The 17,481-nt window shown below is 71.0% G+C and carries 18 protein-coding genes; 12 read left to right on the forward strand and 6 right to left on the reverse strand.

The genetic code is table 11. The annotated features are described in order from the left end of the window. Nucleotides 1–157: 157 nt before the first annotated feature. From rplU to proB, 4 genes are all read left to right on the forward strand, one after another. Nucleotides 158–472, forward strand: coding sequence for a 50S ribosomal protein L21 (gene rplU, locus QRX50_RS22645; protein WP_009081084.1), 315 nt, complete (start codon nt 158–160; stop codon nt 470–472). A 40-nt stretch (nt 473–512) separates the two neighbouring features. Beyond that, nucleotides 513–776: a 50S ribosomal protein L27 gene (gene rpmA, locus QRX50_RS22650; protein WP_285973905.1), complete on the forward strand. Its 264-nt coding sequence runs from the start codon at nt 513–515 to the stop codon at nt 774–776. A 187-nt stretch (nt 777–963) separates the two neighbouring features. Continuing rightward, complete coding sequence (gene obgE, locus QRX50_RS22655) at nt 964–2,475, forward strand: GTPase ObgE (protein ID WP_285973906.1); 1,512 nt, start codon at nt 964–966, stop codon at nt 2,473–2,475. Beyond that, on the forward strand, nt 2,472–3,578 hold the full coding sequence (gene proB, locus QRX50_RS22660; RefSeq protein ID WP_285973907.1) for a glutamate 5-kinase: 1,107 nt from the start codon (nt 2,472–2,474) through the stop codon (nt 3,576–3,578). Before obgE ends, proB begins: the two co-directional genes overlap by 4 nt. Here the strand turns inward: proB and QRX50_RS22665 are convergent. Next, nucleotides 3,493–3,912: an aldo/keto reductase gene (locus QRX50_RS22665; RefSeq protein ID WP_353074165.1), complete on the reverse strand. Its 420-nt coding sequence runs from the start codon at nt 3,910–3,912 to the stop codon at nt 3,493–3,495. The two genes, proB and QRX50_RS22665, sit on opposite strands and share 86 nt — an antisense overlap. On the opposite strand from QRX50_RS22665, the gene QRX50_RS22670 reads away from it, so the two are divergent. Continuing rightward, the gene (locus QRX50_RS22670; protein ID WP_285974800.1) at nt 3,829–4,143 is read left to right on the forward strand and encodes a hypothetical protein; all 315 of its coding nucleotides are present in this window, start codon (nt 3,829–3,831) and stop codon (nt 4,141–4,143) included. The two genes, QRX50_RS22665 and QRX50_RS22670, sit on opposite strands and share 84 nt — an antisense overlap. A gap of 659 nt (nt 4,144–4,802) precedes the next feature. Here QRX50_RS22670 and QRX50_RS22675 read toward each other — a convergent pair. After that, nucleotides 4,803–5,507, reverse strand: coding sequence for an SDR family oxidoreductase (locus tag QRX50_RS22675; RefSeq protein ID WP_285973908.1), 705 nt, complete (start codon nt 5,505–5,507; stop codon nt 4,803–4,805). A 58-nt stretch (nt 5,508–5,565) separates the two neighbouring features. On the opposite strand from QRX50_RS22675, the gene QRX50_RS22680 reads away from it, so the two are divergent. Beyond that, a complete protein-coding gene (locus QRX50_RS22680) occupies nt 5,566–6,150 on the forward strand; it encodes a TetR/AcrR family transcriptional regulator (protein WP_285973909.1) in 585 nt (194 codons plus the stop codon). On the opposite strand, the gene QRX50_RS22685 is transcribed toward QRX50_RS22680, so the two are convergent. Then, a complete protein-coding gene (locus QRX50_RS22685; RefSeq protein ID WP_285973910.1) occupies nt 6,140–6,754 on the reverse strand; it encodes a TetR/AcrR family transcriptional regulator in 615 nt (204 codons plus the stop codon). The genes QRX50_RS22680 and QRX50_RS22685 overlap by 11 nt on opposite strands. Before the next feature lie 613 nt (nt 6,755–7,367). Here QRX50_RS22685 and QRX50_RS22690 point away from each other — a divergent pair. Then, the gene (locus QRX50_RS22690; RefSeq protein ID WP_285973911.1) at nt 7,368–8,045 is read left to right on the forward strand and encodes an FAD-dependent oxidoreductase; all 678 of its coding nucleotides are present in this window, start codon (nt 7,368–7,370) and stop codon (nt 8,043–8,045) included. A gap of 55 nt (nt 8,046–8,100) precedes the next feature. Here the strand turns inward: QRX50_RS22690 and argS are convergent, their stop codons facing one another. The 3 genes from argS to QRX50_RS22705 form a co-directional block, all read right to left on the reverse strand. Next, nucleotides 8,101–9,828: an arginine--tRNA ligase gene (gene argS / locus QRX50_RS22695; RefSeq protein ID WP_285973912.1), complete on the reverse strand. Its 1,728-nt coding sequence runs from the start codon at nt 9,826–9,828 to the stop codon at nt 8,101–8,103. A 70-nt stretch (nt 9,829–9,898) separates the two neighbouring features. After that, nucleotides 9,899–11,188, reverse strand: a complete 1,290-nt coding sequence (locus QRX50_RS22700; RefSeq protein WP_285973913.1) for an MFS transporter — start codon at nt 11,186–11,188, stop codon at nt 9,899–9,901. Between the two features lie 486 nt (nt 11,189–11,674). Continuing rightward, the gene (locus QRX50_RS22705) at nt 11,675–13,783 is read right to left on the reverse strand and encodes a RecQ family ATP-dependent DNA helicase (protein WP_285973914.1); all 2,109 of its coding nucleotides are present in this window, start codon (nt 13,781–13,783) and stop codon (nt 11,675–11,677) included. A 444-nt stretch (nt 13,784–14,227) separates the two neighbouring features. Between QRX50_RS22705 and nadD the strand changes: the two genes are divergently transcribed. The 5 genes from nadD to QRX50_RS22730 are packed head-to-tail and all read left to right on the forward strand — an operon-like array spanning nt 14,228 to nt 17,461. Further along, nucleotides 14,228–14,803, forward strand: coding sequence for a nicotinate-nucleotide adenylyltransferase (gene nadD / locus QRX50_RS22710; RefSeq protein ID WP_285974533.1), 576 nt, complete (start codon nt 14,228–14,230; stop codon nt 14,801–14,803). Between the two features lie 45 nt (nt 14,804–14,848). Continuing rightward, nucleotides 14,849–15,265: a ribosome silencing factor gene (gene rsfS / locus QRX50_RS22715; RefSeq protein ID WP_285973915.1), complete on the forward strand. Its 417-nt coding sequence runs from the start codon at nt 14,849–14,851 to the stop codon at nt 15,263–15,265. After that, nucleotides 15,262–15,876, forward strand: coding sequence for a histidine phosphatase family protein (locus tag QRX50_RS22720; RefSeq protein WP_285973916.1), 615 nt, complete (start codon nt 15,262–15,264; stop codon nt 15,874–15,876). Before rsfS ends, QRX50_RS22720 begins: the two co-directional genes overlap by 4 nt. 3 nt (nt 15,877–15,879) lie before the next feature. Then, nucleotides 15,880–16,608: a diglucosylglycerate octanoyltransferase gene (octT, locus tag QRX50_RS22725; protein WP_285973917.1), complete on the forward strand. Its 729-nt coding sequence runs from the start codon at nt 15,880–15,882 to the stop codon at nt 16,606–16,608. 4 nt (nt 16,609–16,612) lie between these two features. Continuing rightward, nucleotides 16,613–17,461: a DegV family protein gene (locus QRX50_RS22730; RefSeq protein WP_285973918.1), complete on the forward strand. Its 849-nt coding sequence runs from the start codon at nt 16,613–16,615 to the stop codon at nt 17,459–17,461. Nucleotides 17,462–17,481 lie beyond the last annotated feature (20 nt).

The raw sequence follows: 17,481 nt of genomic DNA on the forward strand, positions 1-17,481 counted from the left end.
TCCATCCACCGGGGAACCTCACGTAACCTGTAGTACGGCCTGCCACCAGAGCAGGTCGCTGCGCGAGCACCTGGACCGCCTTCGGGCGGGCCGTCCGCGCCAGCCCCCCACCCGATTGCCTAGTAGTTACAGGGCCGAGTTAATGCAGGAGACTTCCGTGTCGGCGTACGCGATCGTCAAGACCGGCGGCAAGCAGTACAAGGTGGCCGTCGGCGACGTCGTCGAGGTCGAGAAGCTCGAGGGCGAGCCGGGCACCGAGCACACCTTCCCCGCCGTGCTGTTCGTGGACGGTGGCGAGGTCACCACGGACGCCGACGCGTTGGCGAAGGTCTCGGTCACCGGCAAGGTCGTGGAGCAGACCAAGGGTCCGAAGATCCGGATCCACAAGTTTAAGAACAAGACCGGCTACCACAAGCGCCAGGGTCACCGGCAGAAGCTGACCCGCGTTGAGGTCACCGGTATCTCCAAGTAGTTCTTCGGATCTTCGTAGACTTCAGAAAGAGGCTTGAGCGATGGCTCACAAGAAGGGTGCGTCCAGCTCCCGCAACGGTCGCGACTCCAACGCCCAGCGGCTGGGCGTGAAGCGTTACGGCGGCCAGGAGGTGAACGCCGGCGAGATCCTGATTCGCCAGCGTGGCACCAAGTTCCACCCCGGCGTGAACGTCGGCCGTGGCGGCGACGACACGCTGTTCGCGCTCGCCGCCGGTGCGGTCGAGTTCGGCACGAAGCGTGGCCGCAAGACGGTCAACATCGTGCCGTCCGCTGTCGAGGCCTGAGCCTTCTCGGCTTCTTCGACGCGTACGACCGAGCGTACGAGCGACGTGTGTCCGCGGAATACGCGGACCACGTCGCTCGTTTCATTTCACCCGGGGGCCTCGAGCTCCCGGACCCCCACGGTGCGGCCGCTGGCAGACCCAGCGTGTTCGTGCCTTTTTTTATGTATGTAGGGAAGAGGTAGTTGCCATGGCGTCCCGGTTCGTGGACCGCGCGGTGATCCACCTGACCGCCGGCGACGGTGGGAACGGCTGTGCCTCCGTGCACCGCGAAAAGTTCAAGCCCCTGGGCGGCCCGGACGGCGGCAACGGGGGCAACGGCGGCGACGTCACGCTCGTCGTCGACTCGAACGTCCACACCCTGCTCGACTTCCACTTCCGCCCCCACGCCCGCGCCGGCAGCGGCAAGATGGGCCAGGGCAGCAACCGCAACGGCGCCGCCGGCGAACCGCTGGAGATGCGCGTGCCGTCGGGCACCGTCGTCTTCACCGAGGACGGCGAGCTCGTGGCCGACCTCGTGTCGCCCGGCACCACGTTCATCGCGGCCCAGGGCGGCCGCGGCGGGCTCGGCAACGCGGCGCTGGCGTCGAAGGCCCGCAAGGCCCCCGGGTTCGCGCTGCTGGGTGAGCCCGGCGAGTCGCGCAACCTGGTGCTGGAGCTGCGTTCGGTCGCCGACGTCGGCCTGCTCGGCTTCCCCAGCGCGGGCAAGTCGTCGCTGATCTCCGTGCTCTCGGCCGCGAAGCCGAAGATCGCCGACTATCCGTTCACCACGCTCGTGCCGAACCTCGGCGTGATCACCGCCGGCTCCACCGTGTTCACGATGGCCGACGTGCCGGGCCTGATCCCCGGCGCGTCGGAGGGCAAGGGCCTGGGCCTGGACTTCCTGCGCCACATCGAGCGCTGTGCCGTGCTGGTGCACGTGGTCGACTGCGCGACGTTGGAACCGGGCCGCGACCCGGTGTCCGATGTGGACGCCCTCGAAGAGGAGCTCGCGAAGTACACCCCGGGCCTGGGCGGCAAGCTCGACGAGCGCCCGCGCGTGGTGGTGCTCAACAAGATCGACGTGCCCGAAGCCGCCGAGCTGGCGGAGTTCGTGCGACCCGAGTTCGAGGCCCGCGGCCTGCAGGTGTTCGAGGTCTCGACGGCTTCACGCAAGGGCCTGCGGGAGCTCACGTTCGCGCTGGCGAAGGTCGTGGAGGAGTACCGCGAAGCGCAGCCGGTGCTGGAGCAGCAGCGCATCGTGCTGCACCCGCTGGCCATCGACGACAGCGGCTTCACCGTCTCGGCCGACCCGGAGGAAGAGGGCGCGTTCATCGTCCGCGGCGCGCGGCCCGAGCGCTGGATCCGGCAGACGAACTTCACCAACGACGAGGCCGTCGGCTACCTCGCCGACCGGCTCAACCGTCTCGGCGTCGAGGACGCACTCGCGAAGAAGGGTGCGAAGCCGGGCAGCCCGGTCACGATCGGCGACGTGCAGTTCGAGTGGGAGCCGTCGTCGCCCAGCGTCGCGGTGCACCTGTCCGGGCGTGGTACCGACGTGCGGCTGGAGAAGAACGACCGCATCGGCGCGGCCGAGCGCAAGGAAGCCCGCCGGATCCGTCGGGACGGGACCGGGGAGGACGAGTCGTTCTCCGGCACGGACTCCGATGACGCCGACTTCGCGGATGACCTCGACGACGATCTGGAGGAACTGGACCGGTGAGCGGGACGCGCGTCGAGATCGCCGAAGCCCGCAGGCTCGTCGTCAAGGTCGGTTCGTCGGCGCTGACGACCGCCGGCAGCGGCCTGGACGTCAAGCGGCTCGACGAGCTGGTCGACGCCATCGCGGCGCGCGTGGCCCGCAACTGCCAGATCGTGCTCGTGTCCTCGGGTGCCATCGGCGCCGGCCTCGCGCCGCTGTCGCTGGGCAAGCGCCCGCGTGACCTGGCCACGAAGCAGGCGGCGGCGAGTGTCGGGCAGCTCGCGCTGGCCCACGCCTACGCGGAGTCGTTCGGCCGGTACTCGCTCACCGTCGGCCAGGTGCTGCTGACGTCGGACGACGTGGTGCGCCGCGCGCACTACCGCAACGCACAGCGCACGTTCTCGCGGCTGCTCGCGCTCGGCGCGGTGCCCGTGGTGAACGAGAACGACACCGTGGCCACGCAGGAAATCCGCTTCGGCGACAACGACCGCCTCGCCGCCCTCGTCGCCCACCTCATCGGCGCCGACGCGCTGATCCTCCTGTCCGATGTGGACGGCCTCTACGACGGCGACCCCCGCGACGGCGCGAAGCGCAAGATCGCCGAGGTGATCAGCGAGTCCGATGTGGAGGGCATCTCCGTCGGCATGTCCTCCTCGGGCCTCGGCACGGGTGGCATGGTCTCGAAGCTCGCGGCCGCCCGCACCGCCGCGGGCGCCGGCATCCCCGTGCTGCTCGCGGCCGCCGTCGACGCGGCGGGCGCCCTCGGCGCGGCCGACGTCGGCACGGTCTTCGCCCCGGCCGACACCCGCCTGTCCGCACGCCGTTTCTGGCTCGGTTACGCCGCCGACTCGTCCGGCCGCCTTCGCCTCGACGACGGTGCGGTGGCCGCGATCCTGCGCCGCCGTTCGCTGCTGGCGGCCGGCATCACCGGCGTGACCGGCAAGTTCGAGGCGGGCGACGTCGTGGACCTCGTCGACGCCAAGGACGTCCCGGTCGCTCGTGGCGTGGTGGCGTTCGACGCGAGCGAGCTGCCGGATCTCATCGGGCGGTCGAGTCACGAGGTTCCCGTGGAGCACCGACGTGAGGTCGTCCACGCGGACGATCTCGTGCCGCTGCGTCGTTGACCAACACTGCGTCGCTGAACTTCGCTACGACGTCTGCCCGGTGCCCCCGCGTTTTCCGGCGGCACCGGGCCTTCCTCAGCCGTTCGTCTTGGCCAGCCCTGCGGGCGTGTCGCGATCCCCGGCGACGGCCCGCGTGTGGCACGGCGGCTTCGAGCCGGGCGAGGTCGGCTTCGCTGAGCGACACGTCCGCGGCTGCGGCGTTCTCGTTGAGGTACTTCCGGCGTTTGGTTCTCGGGATCGGCACGACGTCGTGGCTCATCACCCAGGCCAGCCCGACCTGGCCCGGCGCCACGCCTTTCTCCTCGGCGAGCGAGCGAACCCGGTCCACCAGCACGAGGTTGGCCGCGATGTTCTCCGGCGAGAATCGGGGGAGCCCGCGCCGCGCGTCGCCGAGGTCGTCGACGCTGCGGACCTTTACGCCCTGATCTGGGCCCTCCACCACACGGCGATCCTGTACCCCGGCGCTCTGCGGTCCTCAGCGACTACCGACCCCGCTCGGCTGCGCGCCGCGGTCGTCGCCGCGGTGGGCCGCCTGAGCCTGCCCTGGTGCGACACCCTGGACTGACGGTGCTGCTTCGGCCGGTCGACGCCGGGTGAGGTTTCGCCGGTCTCCGGCGCTTGGCGGGCGCTGGTTGCGCGTGGCTGTTGTGGCTGTGGTGGGGCGGCTGAGCGCCGGCGCCGGCGCGGGCTGCGGGGCTGACGGTGCTGCTTCTGCCGGTTGGCGTCGGGCTCGCCACGCAGAGGGGTTCTCTTTTGAGTTGCTGGAGGTCTTCGGTGTCGAGCCGGGGCGGCGCCGGGCTGTGGTGGGGCGGTCGAGTGTTGGCGCGAGATGCCGGGTTGATGGCGCCGGGCCCGGTCAGTCGGCGTTCGGGCGCGGGGCTCGTCGAGCAGCTCGTCGTCTCGTTTGCGTGCGGTATCTCCGGCTCGAGCCGGGCCCTCTGGCAAGTCCGCGGCTGAGCTGTTTGGCGCGGGACGCCGGGCCGGCGGCGCCAGGCGACCCCGGTCAGCGGGTATTTGGCGCTGGGCATCCCGCTTGCGTTGCAGGCGTTGTTCGGCGCCGAGCAGGCGTGGCTCCGGGCCGGCCGAGCGTGTTGCGGTGTAGGAGCCTGCGCCCCTCCCAGCTGTGCAGGCTGCTCTCCGGTGACCGTCTCACTGGAAACCCGCGCCACAGCGGGACTTGAGTCGTGACCACGGCTCAAGTCCCGCCGCGGCGTCAGAGCGTGATCAACCGCGCCCACCATCGCTTTCCAAGACCGTGCCGGTCGTGGTCCGGTTGGTGGCCGCGAAGACCACGGCTTCGGCCACGTCGTCGGCCGACGCGACTTGCCGGGTCGGCAGGACGGAAGCGACCTGCGCGAAGTGAGCCGCGCGCTGCTCGGCCGGGAAGCCGCTCCACCAAGCCGTGTCCACCACCCCAGGTGACACAGCGTTGACCCGGATCGGCGCGAGCTCCGTCGCCAGCGGTTTGACGGCCGCCTCCAGGGCGCCGTTGATCGCCGCCAGTCCGGTCGTGCCCGGCATGCCGGTGCGCGCGGTGATCGCGGTGACCAGCGTGATCGACGCCGTCGGCGCGAGTCTCGGGAGTACCGCCTGGATGGTGGTGAGGTGCGCCCAGAACTTCGCGTCGAAGGCGCGCCGCAGCATTTCCAGGTCGAGGTCGGCGATCGGCCCCATTCCCTCGCTGCCGCTGAGGCTCACGACGAGGGCGTCGATCCGCCCGATCGTCTCGGCGAGCGCGGCCATGGCGGCCGCGTCGCCGCCGTCGGCCTGGTGGCCGGTGAGGCCGGGGTCGCTGGCCGCCAGGTCGTCGAGCCGCTTTTTGCCGCGGCCGGTGAGGTGGACGTCGAACCCGCGTTCGCGCAGCTTGCGCGCGGTCGCCAGCCCGATGCCCGAGGTGCCCCCAGCGACGAGGGCCGTGCTGTTGCTCATGTGGTCTCCTATTTCGAACCGTAACGTCTCGTCTCGAATTAAGCTACCATCGGTTCTCGTGACCGACCAGCCCCTCGGCAGCCGCCCCGGCCGCAAGCGCAGTGCCGCCAGTCGCGACGCGATCCTCGTCGCGACCTTGGAACTCATCGCCGAGGTCGGGTACGCCGGCCTGACTATCGAAGGCATCGCGGCGCGCTCCGGCTCGGGCAAGCAGACCGTCTACCGGTGGTGGCCGTCCAAAGCGGACGTGCTCATGGAGGCACTCGCGAGCAAAGCCGACCTGATCGTGCCGGTGCCCGACCACGGCGACCTCGCGGCGGACTTGCGCGAGTTCCTGCGCGACACGTTCGCGCTCGGCGGCAAGCAGACCGTCGGCGACACGCTGCGCGCGCTGATGGCGCAGGCGCAGGTGGACCCCGCGTTCGGCGACCGCTTCCGCGAAGACTTCCTGCTGCGCCGCCGCGAGGTGCTGGGCCGGATCATCGACCGCGCGGCCGAACGCGGCGAGCTCCCCGCCGGCGTCTCCCGGGAAACCCTGATCGACGTCGTGTTCGGCACCCTCTGGTATCGCCTGCTCGCCACCCGCACCCCGGTGGGCCCGGAGCTGGCCGACGAACTAGTGGCGCTGATCGTCAGGGCTTGAGTGCTCGCACGATGCGGGCCAGCTGCTCCGCGTAGTCCTCGGCGAACTCGGCTGAGCCCGGGTCCTGGCCGGTGAGCGCGCGGGCCACGCGCGGGAACGCGAGCGACGCGCTGGCCGCAGCCATCAGCACGAGCATCAGTGCTGCCGGGTCGACGTCGGCCGGGAAGTCGCCGGCCTCCTGACGGGCGCGGACGTAGTCGAGCTGGCGCTGCAGGAACGCGCGCTGAGCTTCGACGCCGACGGCGTCCGGCTCGCCGTCGGTGAGGTTCTCCCAGAGGAACAGCCGGCCGAGGTCGGCGTCGGCGAGGCCCGAGCGCACGAACTCGGCGGCGACGTCCGCGAGCTCGCGATCCGGCGCGGCCAGTGTGCTGAAGCTGTCTAACACCGGCCGGTTCAGCTCGGTGTACAGGCCTTCCTTGCCACCGAAGTAGTACGAGATCAGCTGCTTGTTCACGCCCGCGCGCGCGGCGATCTCGCCGACGCGCGCCGCGGCGTAGCCCTTACTGCCGAACTCCGCCTTGGCCGCTTCGAGGATGCGCGCCTTCGTGCGCTCGGGGTCGCGCTGACGTTCGCGCGGCGCACGGCGGGGGCTGTTCTCGGGCACGGGATCAGCCTAGTCGATGACTCAATCATCCTCACGGTTGACTTAATCATCCATACGGATAATTATGGAGTGGTCCGAGAGGGGAAGACCATGAACTTGCGAGTTGCCGTCGTCGGGGCGGGACGGGTGGCCTGTGCCTGGCCCACGGCCTGGTGCGGGCCGGGGTCGAGGTGGCGGTGTACGAACGCAGCCGCACGCGGACCGAGCGACTGCAGGGTTATCGCGTGCACATCGATCCGCACGGGGCGGCCGCGTTGCACGAGTGCCTGCCGCCCGACGCGTGGCAGAGATTCCTTGCGGCGACAGGGGAAAGTGCCCACGAGTTCGCCTTCGTCACGGAGCAGTTGCGCGAGCTCGCGGTGATGCGCGAACCCGCCGCGGCGGATCCGGCCACCGCCCACCACTCCGTGAGCCGGATCTCCCTGCATCAGGAGCTCTCGACCGGACTCGACGGAATCCTGTGGTACGACAAGGAGTTCGTGCGGTACGAGACCGGGCCGAAGGCGGTGACGCTGCATTTCGCGGACGGCACGACGGCCGAGGCCGACCTCGTCATCGGCGCGGACGGCGCGAACTCTCGTGTCCGCGCCCAGCTCCTGCCCACTCGCGGCGGGTGGATACCGGGGTCGTCGTCATCGCCGGCAAGTACCCGGTCAGCGGTGACTTCGGGCGCTTCACGGCCGGGCCGAACTACGTGCTGCCGCCGCCGGGTTGCGGGATGTTCACCGCACCGCACTTGTTCCCGAAGGTCGCGGTGAACGACGAGACGGCAGACGTCGACCCGGTGCTGTTCGAGAACACCGGGAGCTACGTGATGTGGGGCTACGGCGCACGGACCCGGCGGTTCCCCGCCGGATTGTCCGAACTGGACGGTGGTGGGCTGCGCGCGACCGTCCTGGAACTGATCCGGGGCTGGCACCCCGATCTCGTCCGCTTGGTCGAGGGGTCACCCGACGGTTCGGTGAGCCACCTGCCGATCCTCACGTCGATTCCCGTCAAGCCATGGGAGACCGGTCCGGTGACTCTGCTCGGCGACGCCGTGCACAGCATGACGCCATTCCGCGGGATCGGGGCCAACACCGCACTGCGCGACGCGCAGCTGCTGTGCCGCACCCTCAGCACGGGCGGCGACTTGGCCGACTACGAGCGGGAGATGCGGAAGTACGGCTTCAAGGCCGTCCGCGCCTCGGCGCGCAGTGCCGACCAGTTCGCGTCGGAGAGCCGGATCGGGCGGACGATGACGCGGGGGATGTTCCGCGCGATGGGTGCGGTGGCCAAGCTGCGGGGTTGAGACAGCGCGATCGAGACTGCGGGGTTGAGACACAGCGTGCCTCAACCCCGCGCGGTCAGAGCCTCCGCGGTGCTTCGATGCCGAGCAGTTCCAGGCCGAGCACGAGCGTGCGCGACGTGAGCGTGGCCAGCTGCACCCGCGAGGCTCGCAGCTCCGGCGTCTCGGCGCTGAGGACCGGGCACTGCTCGTAGAAGCGGGAGAACGTCACGGCCGTTTCGTAGAGGTAGGTGCACAGCTTGTGCGGCGCGTACGCGCTGGTCGCCGAGCGCAGCGCTTCGCCGAAGCGCAGCAGCGTGAGGGCGAGGGCGCGTTCGGCCGGCTCGGCCAGGGTCACCGGCGCGCCTGTGCTCGGGTCGCCGGCCTTCGCGAGGATCGACTCGATCCGCGCGTGCGCGTACTGCAGGTAGACCGACGTGTTGCCGTCCTTGGCCAGCATACGGTCCCAGTCGAAGACGTAGTCGCGCTCGCGGTCGCCGGAGAGGTCGGCGTACTTCACCGCGCCGATGCCGACGGCGCGCGCCACCTCGCGCTGTTCGGCCTCGCTGAGCTCACTGCGTTCGGCGACGACGTCGGAGGCTTGCGCGACGGCTTCGGCCAGCAGGTCGGCGAGCTTGATCGTCTCGCCGGCGCGGGTGCGCATCACCTTGCCGTCGGCGCCGAGCACGGAGCCGAAGCCGATGTGCTCGGCGTGCACTCCGTCGAGCCAGCCCGCGGCGCGGCAGACGGCGAAGAGCATCGCGAAGTGCTGGGCCTGCGGCGTGCCGACGACGTAGAGCAGGTCGGTGGCGCCGCGTTCGGTGGTCCAGTACTTCGCGGTGGCGAGGTCGGTGGCCGCGTAGCCGTAACCGCCGTCGCGCTTGCGGACGATCAGCGGCAGCCGGTCGCCCTCGCGGTTGTGGAAGCCTTCGGGGAACACGCAGACGGCGCCGTCGCTGAGCTCGGTGAGCCCGTCGGCCTCGAGCTCGTCGACGACCTTGGCGAGGTAGGGATTGTAGAAGCTCTCGCCGTAGATGTCTTCGTCGGTGAGCGTGATGCCCAGCAGGTGGTAGACCTCGTTGAAGTGGCGCGTGGACTCGTCGACGAGGCCCTGCCACGTGGCGAGTGTCTCGGCGTCGCCGCCCTGCAGCTTCACGACGCGCTCGCGCGAGCGCGTGGCGAACGCTTCGTCGGAGTCGAACTTCCGGCGCGCGGCTTGGTAGAACTCGTTGAGGTCGCCGATGCCGCTGGGTCCGGCGGGCGGTTCGTCGAGCAGGTGCTCGATGAGCATGCCGAAGGGGGTGCCCCAGTCGCCGAGGTGGTTGTGGGGCAGCACTTCGTGGCCGGCGAAGCGCAGCAGCCGCACGATCGCGTCGCCGATCACCGACGAGCGCAGGTGCCCGACATGCATTTCCTTGGCGACGTTGGGGCTGCTGTAGTCCAGCGCGATGCGCCGCGGTTCCGTGGCGGGCTCGACGCCGAGCCGCGGGTCGTTGCCGAGCGCGTTGACGCTGGATTCGAGCCATTCGCGGCGGAGCACGAAGTTGAGGAAGCCGGGGCCGGCGATCTCCGGCGGCTCCGCGAGGTCGGTGATCTCGAGGTGCTCGACGATCGCGGCGGCGACCTCGCGCGGCGGGCGGCCGAGGCGTTTGCCCAGGCTCATCGCGAGATTGCACTGGTAGTCCACGCCGTCGCGGGTCGAGACGGCGATGAGCGCTTCGGCCGGGGCGATGTCGACGTCGAGAGCGCGGTGGAGGGCGTCCACCACGCGTCGGGCGAGTTCCTCACTGACCTCGGGCTTGCGCACGGTGTCCCTCCTCCTTCGCGTAGTCGATTCGCCGCAGCGTAGCGACTCGGCCGGAGCGGGCTCGAAGGGATTACCGCAGTTCGCTGCCCTTCGTCTCGGGCAGGCGCAGCACGACGAGGAACGCGATGGCCGCGGCGCCGGCGACGTACCAGAAGAACGCCGTGGCCGCGCCGGCCGCGGACAGCGCGCTGAGCACCAGGGGCGCGGTCCCGCCGAACAGCGCGACGGTGAGGTTGTACCAAGCCCCGATGCCCAATCCGCGCAGCTCGGTGGGGAACAGCTCGCTCATGATCGCGGGTGCGAGCGACGTCATCGCCGTGTAGAGGCCCAGCCCCACGCAGAACACCACGAGCAGCCCGCCGAGCCCGGGCCGCACGAGGAACGACAGCGGCACGATCACCAGCGCCGTCGCGCCCGACCACACGAGCAGCTGCGGCCGGCGCCCGACGCGGTCGGCGAGCGCGCCCATCGGGTACTGCAGTGCCACGAACAGCGCGGTGGCGATCGAGAGCGCGAGGAACACGTCGACGTCGCTCGCCCCGCGCGTCTTCACGGCGAAGGAGGTGAGGGCGCTGAAGAACGTGTAGTAGCAAAGCGTGGACAGCATCGTGAAGCCCACGAGCTGCCCGACCGCCTTGGGGTGGTGCGTCAGCGTGGTCAGCAACGGCCGCTCGACACGTCGCGCCTGCTCCTTCTTCTGTTCGAACAGCTCGGTCTCCGCGAGACTGCGCCGCAACCACAGCCCGACGAGACCCAGCACCCCGCCCAGCAGGAACGGGATCCGCCAGCCGAACGACGCGAGCTGCGCCTTGTCCAACGTCCGCGCCAGCACGAACCCCAGCACGGTCGCGATCAGCACCGCCGACCCGGTGGAGATGTAGAAGAACGACGAATACCGCCCGCGCCTCTTCGCCGGCGCGATCTCCCCGAGGTACGCCGACGCGTTCGACACCTCGCCTCCCAGCGAAAGCCCCTGCGCGACCCTCGCGAGCAGCAACAGCACCGGCGCCAGCCAACCCACCTGCGCGAACGTCGGCAGCACCCCGATCGCCACCGACCCACCCGCCATGAGCGCGATGGTCAGGATCATCGCCGGTTTGCGCCCGCGCACGTCCGCGAACCGCCCGAGCAGCACCCCGCCCAGCGGCCGGAAGAAGAACGCGAGCGCGTACGTGGCGAACGTGTTGATCAACGCCAGCGCTTCGTTGCCGGAGGGGAAGAAGGCGCCCGCGAAGTAGATGCTGAACGTCGCGTAGATCGTCCAGTCGAACCACTCCAGCGCGTTCCCGGCACTGGCGGCGAACAACTTCCGCACCGGCAACCGGTGCCTCGTCGCGACCTCCGCCGTCGATCCGGCCATGGCGACCTCCACGTCCCGCTCGGGTGGAAGGGCACTGTGCCAGAAATGCCCGGAGATCGGTAGTTCTTCACCGAGCGGAAGTGGTTCTGGTTGGGCCCCGTCGGTGGTCTGGACCGTGGTCGCGGGGGCGTGGTGCCGGGTGGTTTCCGCGTCAGGAGGTGCTGGCCAAACCGAAGGGCAACACCGCCTTCGCCCGCTTGCCGAACCGTGGCTGCCGGCGGCGGCGGTGGTCGCGGAGCGGCTTTCGGCTGCGGGCTGGTTGCCCCGCACGCGCGGATCACCGGTGCGGACGGGGTCCGACTCTGCGTGCCACCGTCCCCGCGCAGCTCGTCGGGTCGTGCGCGGGTCAGGAGGTGCTCGCCAGACTCACGGGCAACACGGCCTTCGCGCCCGCTTGCCGAACCGTGGCCGCCGGCGGTGGCGGTGGGGCGGCTGTCGCCCGCGGGTTGGTCGTCCCGTGCGTGTGGGCCGCCGTGGCGAGCGGGGTCAGGAGGTGCTGGCCAAACCGAAGGGCAACACCGCCTTCGCGCCCGCTTTGCGGAGGAGGCGGGAGGCCAGGGTCATCGTCCAGCCGGTGTCGATGACGTCGTCCACGAGGAGGATGGGGCCGGGGGTCTCGGCGACGCGGGTGGCGACATCGTCGGGCAGGGAGAGGCGCTGCCAGAGGTCGGCGAGGCGCTGGGCGCTGTTGGCCTGGCGCGGGGGTGGGCCGGCGGAGTCCAGCGTGCCGAGGTGTTCGAGGCGGCCGATGGCGGCGAGCCGCTCCGCGAGGTTCGCCACCAGCACCGGCCGCGTCGCCGAAGGCACGGCCACCACGGCCGTCGGGCGTTCCGTCCACGGCCACGCGGCGAGCACCTTCACACAAGCCTGGAACACCGACTCCGGGACCACGTCGTCCACCGCGCCCGGCCCGACGAGCTCGCGCAGCCGCGAGCCCCAGCCGACGTCGGTGAGGCGGCCCAGCACCTGGCCCGGCTCGGCCTGCTCGGTGGCGGCGATGCGGCCCGACAGCGGCACGTCGAGCCCCTTCATCCCGCTCGGCCACTGCTTGCGCGGCGCCACCTCGACGCCCGGCCGGTCCAGCCGCTCGCGCGTGGCGCCCACGACCTCCTCCGACACCGCCGTGTCCCAGTGCTGCCCGGTGCAGTTGTCACAACGGCCGCACGGCGCCGCGTCCGGGTCGTCGAGCTGGCTGCGCAGGTACTCCATCCGGCAGCTGGTCGTGGCGATGTAGCCGAGCATCGCCGACTGCTCGGCCTCGCGCGCTTTCGCGACCCGGGCATAGCGGTCGCGGTCGTACTGCCACTCCTGGCCCGTGCTCTCCCAGCCGCCGCGCACGCGCCGGACCGCGCCGTCGACGTCGAGCACCTTCAGCACCATCTCCAGCCGCGAACGCGACAGCTCCACGGTCGGCTCGAGCGCGGCTGTCGACAGTGGACGGTCGGCGTACGCGAGCGAGTTCAGCACCTGCGACACCCGCAGCTCGTCGGGGAACGCCAGCGAGCCGAAGTACGCCCAGATCGCCTTGTCCTCGCGGCCCGGCAGCAGCACGACCTCGGCGCGCTCCACACCACGGCCCGCACGCCCGACCTGCTGGTAGTACGCGATCGGCGACGACGGCGCACCCAGGTGCACCACGAACCCGAGGTCCGGCTTGTCGAAGCCCATCCCGAGCGCCGACGTGGCCACGAGCGCCTTGACCCGGTTGGCCAGCAGGTCGTCTTCCGCGGCCTGGCGGTCGGCCGGGTCGGTCTTGCCCGTGTACGCCGCCACCGGGTAACCGCGCTCGCCGAGCAGCGCCGCGACGTCGTGGGCCGCCGCGACCGTGAGGGTGTAGATGATGCCGGACCCGGGCAGCTCGGCCAGGTGCTCGGCGAGCCAGGCCAGGCGCGCCTGGTCCGTCGGCAGTTCGGCCACGGCCAGCCGCAGGCTCTCGCGGTCGAGCGGACCGCGCAGCACGAGCGTGTCGCCGCCGGTGCCGATGCCGAGCTGGTCGGCGACGTCGGTGGCCACGCGGTCGTTGGCCGTCGCCGTGGTGGCCAGCACCGGCACGCCGTCGGGCAGGTCGCCCAGCAGCGTGCGCAGCCGGCGGTAGTCGGGCCGGAAGTCGTGGCCCCAGTCAGAGATGCAGTGCGCCTCGTCCACCACGAGCAACCCGGCGCTCGCGGTGAGCTTCGGCAGCACGGCGTCGCGGAAATCGGGGTTGTTGAGCCGTTCGGGGCTCACCAGGAGCACGTCGACGTCGCCGGCGACCACCGCGGCCTGCACCTGGTCCCACTCCTGCGCGTTGGCCGAGTTGATGGTCGCCGCGTGGATCCCGGCGCGCGCGGCCGCCGAGATCTGGTTGCGCATGAGCGCGAGCAGGGGCGAGACGATGACGGTCGGGCCGGCGCCCCGCTCCCGGAGCAGGGCCGTGGCCAGGAAGTACACGGCCGACTTGCCCCACCCGGTGCGCTGCACGACGAGCGCGCGCCGGTGGTGGGCGACGAGGGCCTCGATCGCCGTCCACTGGTCTTCGCGCAGGGTCGCGGTTTCGCCGGCGAGCGACCGCAGCAGGATCTCGGCACGCTCGCGAAGGGCTTCGGTGGTGTCCACGTCCCCGGTCTACCCCATGCGGCCGACAAAACGGGAGCCGGACGCGGCACGAACGGACCGTTCGCGACCGGATACCCGCAGTTATGTGATTCAAGTCACAAATGAGACTCGCGTAAGGCTCCCCGCGTTCCCGGCTCTCCTCGGCAACCGGTGCCTCTCGGGGGAGGTGTCCGGTCGCCCGGCGATGCCCCCTTGACCGCCGGAGCGTGGCGCGCGGCCCGGCCTCCTCCTGGGGAGCCGGTAGGCCGGGTTCGCACGTTACCGATCCGGCCGAAAGCAGGCGGGCACCCAACCGGACCCTGCCGCGTCCGGCACCGTTCCCGCCGTGGCTGTGGCCGGATTGGTAACGAGCAGCACAGTAGGTAGGTCGCAGCCGGAACGGGGAGCCCTCGCGCGCCCGCGCGTATAGGCTCACCGGCTATGTCACCACGCCGGATCGGGGTCATGGGCGGCACGTTCGACCCCGTGCACCACGGTCACCTCGTCGCGGCCAGCGAGGTCCAGTCGCGCTTCGCGCTGGACGAGGTCATCTTCGTCCCGACCGGGCAGCCGTGGCAGAAGTCCGAGCGCGTCGTGACCCGCGCCGAGGACCGCTACCTGATGACGGTGATCGCCACCGCGTCCAACCCGGTGTTCTCCGTGAGCCGCGTCGACATCGACCGCGGCGGCCAGACCTACACCGTCGACACGTTGCGGGACCTGCACGAGGAGTACCCGGACGACCAGCTGTTCTTCATCACCGGCGCCGACGCGCTGGAGCAGATCCTCACCTGGCACAAGGCAGACGAGCTGTTCGACTTCGCGCACTTCATCGGCGTCACGCGCCCCGGCTACCGCCTCAACTCCCACCACCTGCCGAGCGGCAAGGTCAGCCTCGTCGAGGTCACGGCGATGGCGATCTCGTCCACCGCGTGCCGCGAACGGGTGGAGCGCGGCGAGCCCGTCTGGTACCTCGTGCCCGACGGCGTGGTCCGCTACATCGCCAAGAAGGACCTGTACCGCAAAGACCGAGGTGAGTGACCGGGTACCCTCGTCCGGGCGTACCCCGAACCCTGAAGGAGCACTGTGGCAGCGACGTCCGAGGCACGAGAGCTGGCCGTCGCGGCCGCGCACGCGGCAGCCGACAAGCTGGCCAGCGACGTGGTCGTGCTGGACGTGTCCGACCAGCTCGTGATCACCGACGCTTTCGTGATCGCGTCCGCGGCCAACGAGCGGCAGGTCGGCGCGATCGTCGACAACGTCGAGGAGAAGCTGCGCATCGGCGGGCACAAGCCGGTCCGCCGCGAAGGGGCCCGCGAGGGCCGCTGGGTGCTGCTGGACTACGTCGATGTGGTCGTCCACGTGCAGCACCAGGAAGAGCGCTCGTTCTACGGCCTGGAGCGGCTGTGGAAGGACTGCCCGCGCATCGAGGTCGAAGGGCTCGAGCGCGCCGCGGCCGACGGCGACGCCGCCGCGGACAGCGCGGACGGTCTGGACGCGTGAGCCTGAAGCGGCTGCTGCTCTGGCGGCACGGCGAAACGGACTACAACGCCGCCGGCCGCATGCAGGGACACCTCGACTCCGCGCTGACCCCGGTCGGCTGGAACCAGGCGCGCTTCGCCGTTCCCGCGCTCGCGCGGTTCTCGCCCGACCTCGTGATCGCGTCGGATCTGCACCGTGCCACCGACACGGCCACAGTGCTCACCGAAGCGATCGGCGTGCCATTGCGCATCGACAAGCGCCTGCGCGAGACGCACTTGGGCGAGTGGCAGGGCATGACCGGCCCCGAGGTCGACGCCGCGTATCCCGGTGAGCGCGACAAGTGGCGCACCGACGCCGCGTGGGCGCCGCCGGGCGGAGAGTCCCGAGTGGACGTGGCCGGGCGCGCGGGCGAGGTCGTGAACGACCTGCTGCAGCCCAATTCCGGCGCCGGCGAGTCGGTGCTGCTCGCTTCGCACGGTGGTCTGATCGTGGCGCTCACGGCGAAGCTGCTCGGCCTGCCGATCGAGATCTGGCCGTCGCTCGGCGGGATCATGAACTGCCACTGGGTGGAGCTCGGCCGCCGCGACGACGCCTGGCGGCTGTATGCGTACAACGCGGGGATCACCGGCTGATCGATGGGCCCGCACCTGCTCGTCTTCGGTGACTCGCTGAGCTTCCACGGACCGGTTGGTCCCTGCGCCGCCGACGAATCACGCCTGTGGCCCAACGTTGCAGCCACCGCGCTCGACGGGCGCGCCGACCTGGTCGCCGGCATCGGCTGGACCGCGCGCGACGTGTGGTGGTCGATGACCGGAGACCCGCGCGTGTGGGCCGATCTGCACCACGTGGACGCCGTCGTGCTGGCGATCGGCAGCATGGACACGCTCCCGTCGCCGCTGCCGACCTACCTCCGTACCGGCTTGCGTTACCTCCGTCCCGACGGCGTGCGCCGCGTCGTGCGCGGCGCGTATCTGGCTGCGCAGCCGCGGCTGTCCGTCGTGTTGCGGGGCCGGCCGGTCGTGCTGCCCGCGAAGCTGACCGTGCACTACCTCGACCTCGCCGTGGAGGCGTTGCGCGTGTTGCGGCCCGAACTGCCGATCTTCGGGATGTTGCCGTCGGTGCACCGCGCCGACGCGTACGGCCGCGTCCACACCGCCCGCCCCGCCGCGGCCGCCGCGATGGCCGCGTGGGGCGAGCGGCTGGACGTGCCATTGCTCGATCTCTCCGCCGTCGTGGGTGATCACGTGCTCGGCGGCGACGGCAACCCCGACGGCATGCACTGGGGCTGGGCGGGGCACGAAGCAGTCGGCACGGCCATGGCGAAGCTGATGACACCGACTTTGCGCCCCGGCCACGTAGGCTGACGGCGTGTCGGTCGCCGTGGTCACGGACTCCACCGCCCATCTGCCGGAGGGCTTCGCCGACCGGCACTCGGTGCGTGTGGTGCCTCTGCACGTCCTCGTGGACGGCGCCGTCTCCTACGACGGCACCGAGATGGGCCCCGCCGCCCTCGCGGAAGCGCTGGGGGAGCGCAAAATCGTCACCACGTCCCGGCCCACGCCCGCCGAGTTCGCGACCGTCTTCCGCGCCGCGCTCGAGGACGGCGCCGAGTCCGTGGTGTCGGTGCACTTGTCCAAAGAGCTCTCCGGCACGTGGGAAGCCGCCGTGCTCGCCGCGCAGGAGGTCGGTCCGGACCTCGTGCGCGTGGTCGACTCGCGCACCACGGCCATGGGGCTCGGGTTCGCCGCGTTGCACGCCGCGGTGGCCGCCACCGCGGGCAAGTCGGCGGTCGACGTCGAGGCGGCCGCGGTCGATGCCGCCGGGCGCTCGTCCACGCTCTTCGTGGTCGAGACCCTCGAGCATCTGCGCCGAGGTGGCCGGATCGGGCCCGCCGCGGCGCTGCTGGGCACGGCACTCGCGGTGAAGCCGGTGTTGCACATGTCCGAAGGGCGCATCCTTCCGTTGGAAAAGGTCCGGACCATGAACCGGGCCATGGCGCGGCTGGTCGAGCTCGCCGTGGAGGCGGCCGGCGAGGGCCCGGTCGAGCTCGCCGTGCACCACCTCGCCTCGCCGGAACGAGCCGTCGAGCTGGCCAACCGCCTGGAGGAAGCCGTGCCCGGCTGCGCCGGCGGGTGTGTGGTCTCGGAGCTCGGCGCTGTGATCGGCGCGCACACCGGGCCGGGCGTGCTCGGCGTGGTCGTGCAGCGGGAGCAGTGAGCTTGTTGGCAGGTAAGGGT

Source organism: Amycolatopsis sp. 2-15 (assembly GCF_030285625.1).
In the GTDB taxonomy this organism is placed as follows: Bacteria; Actinomycetota; Actinomycetes; order Mycobacteriales; family Pseudonocardiaceae; genus Amycolatopsis; species Amycolatopsis carbonis.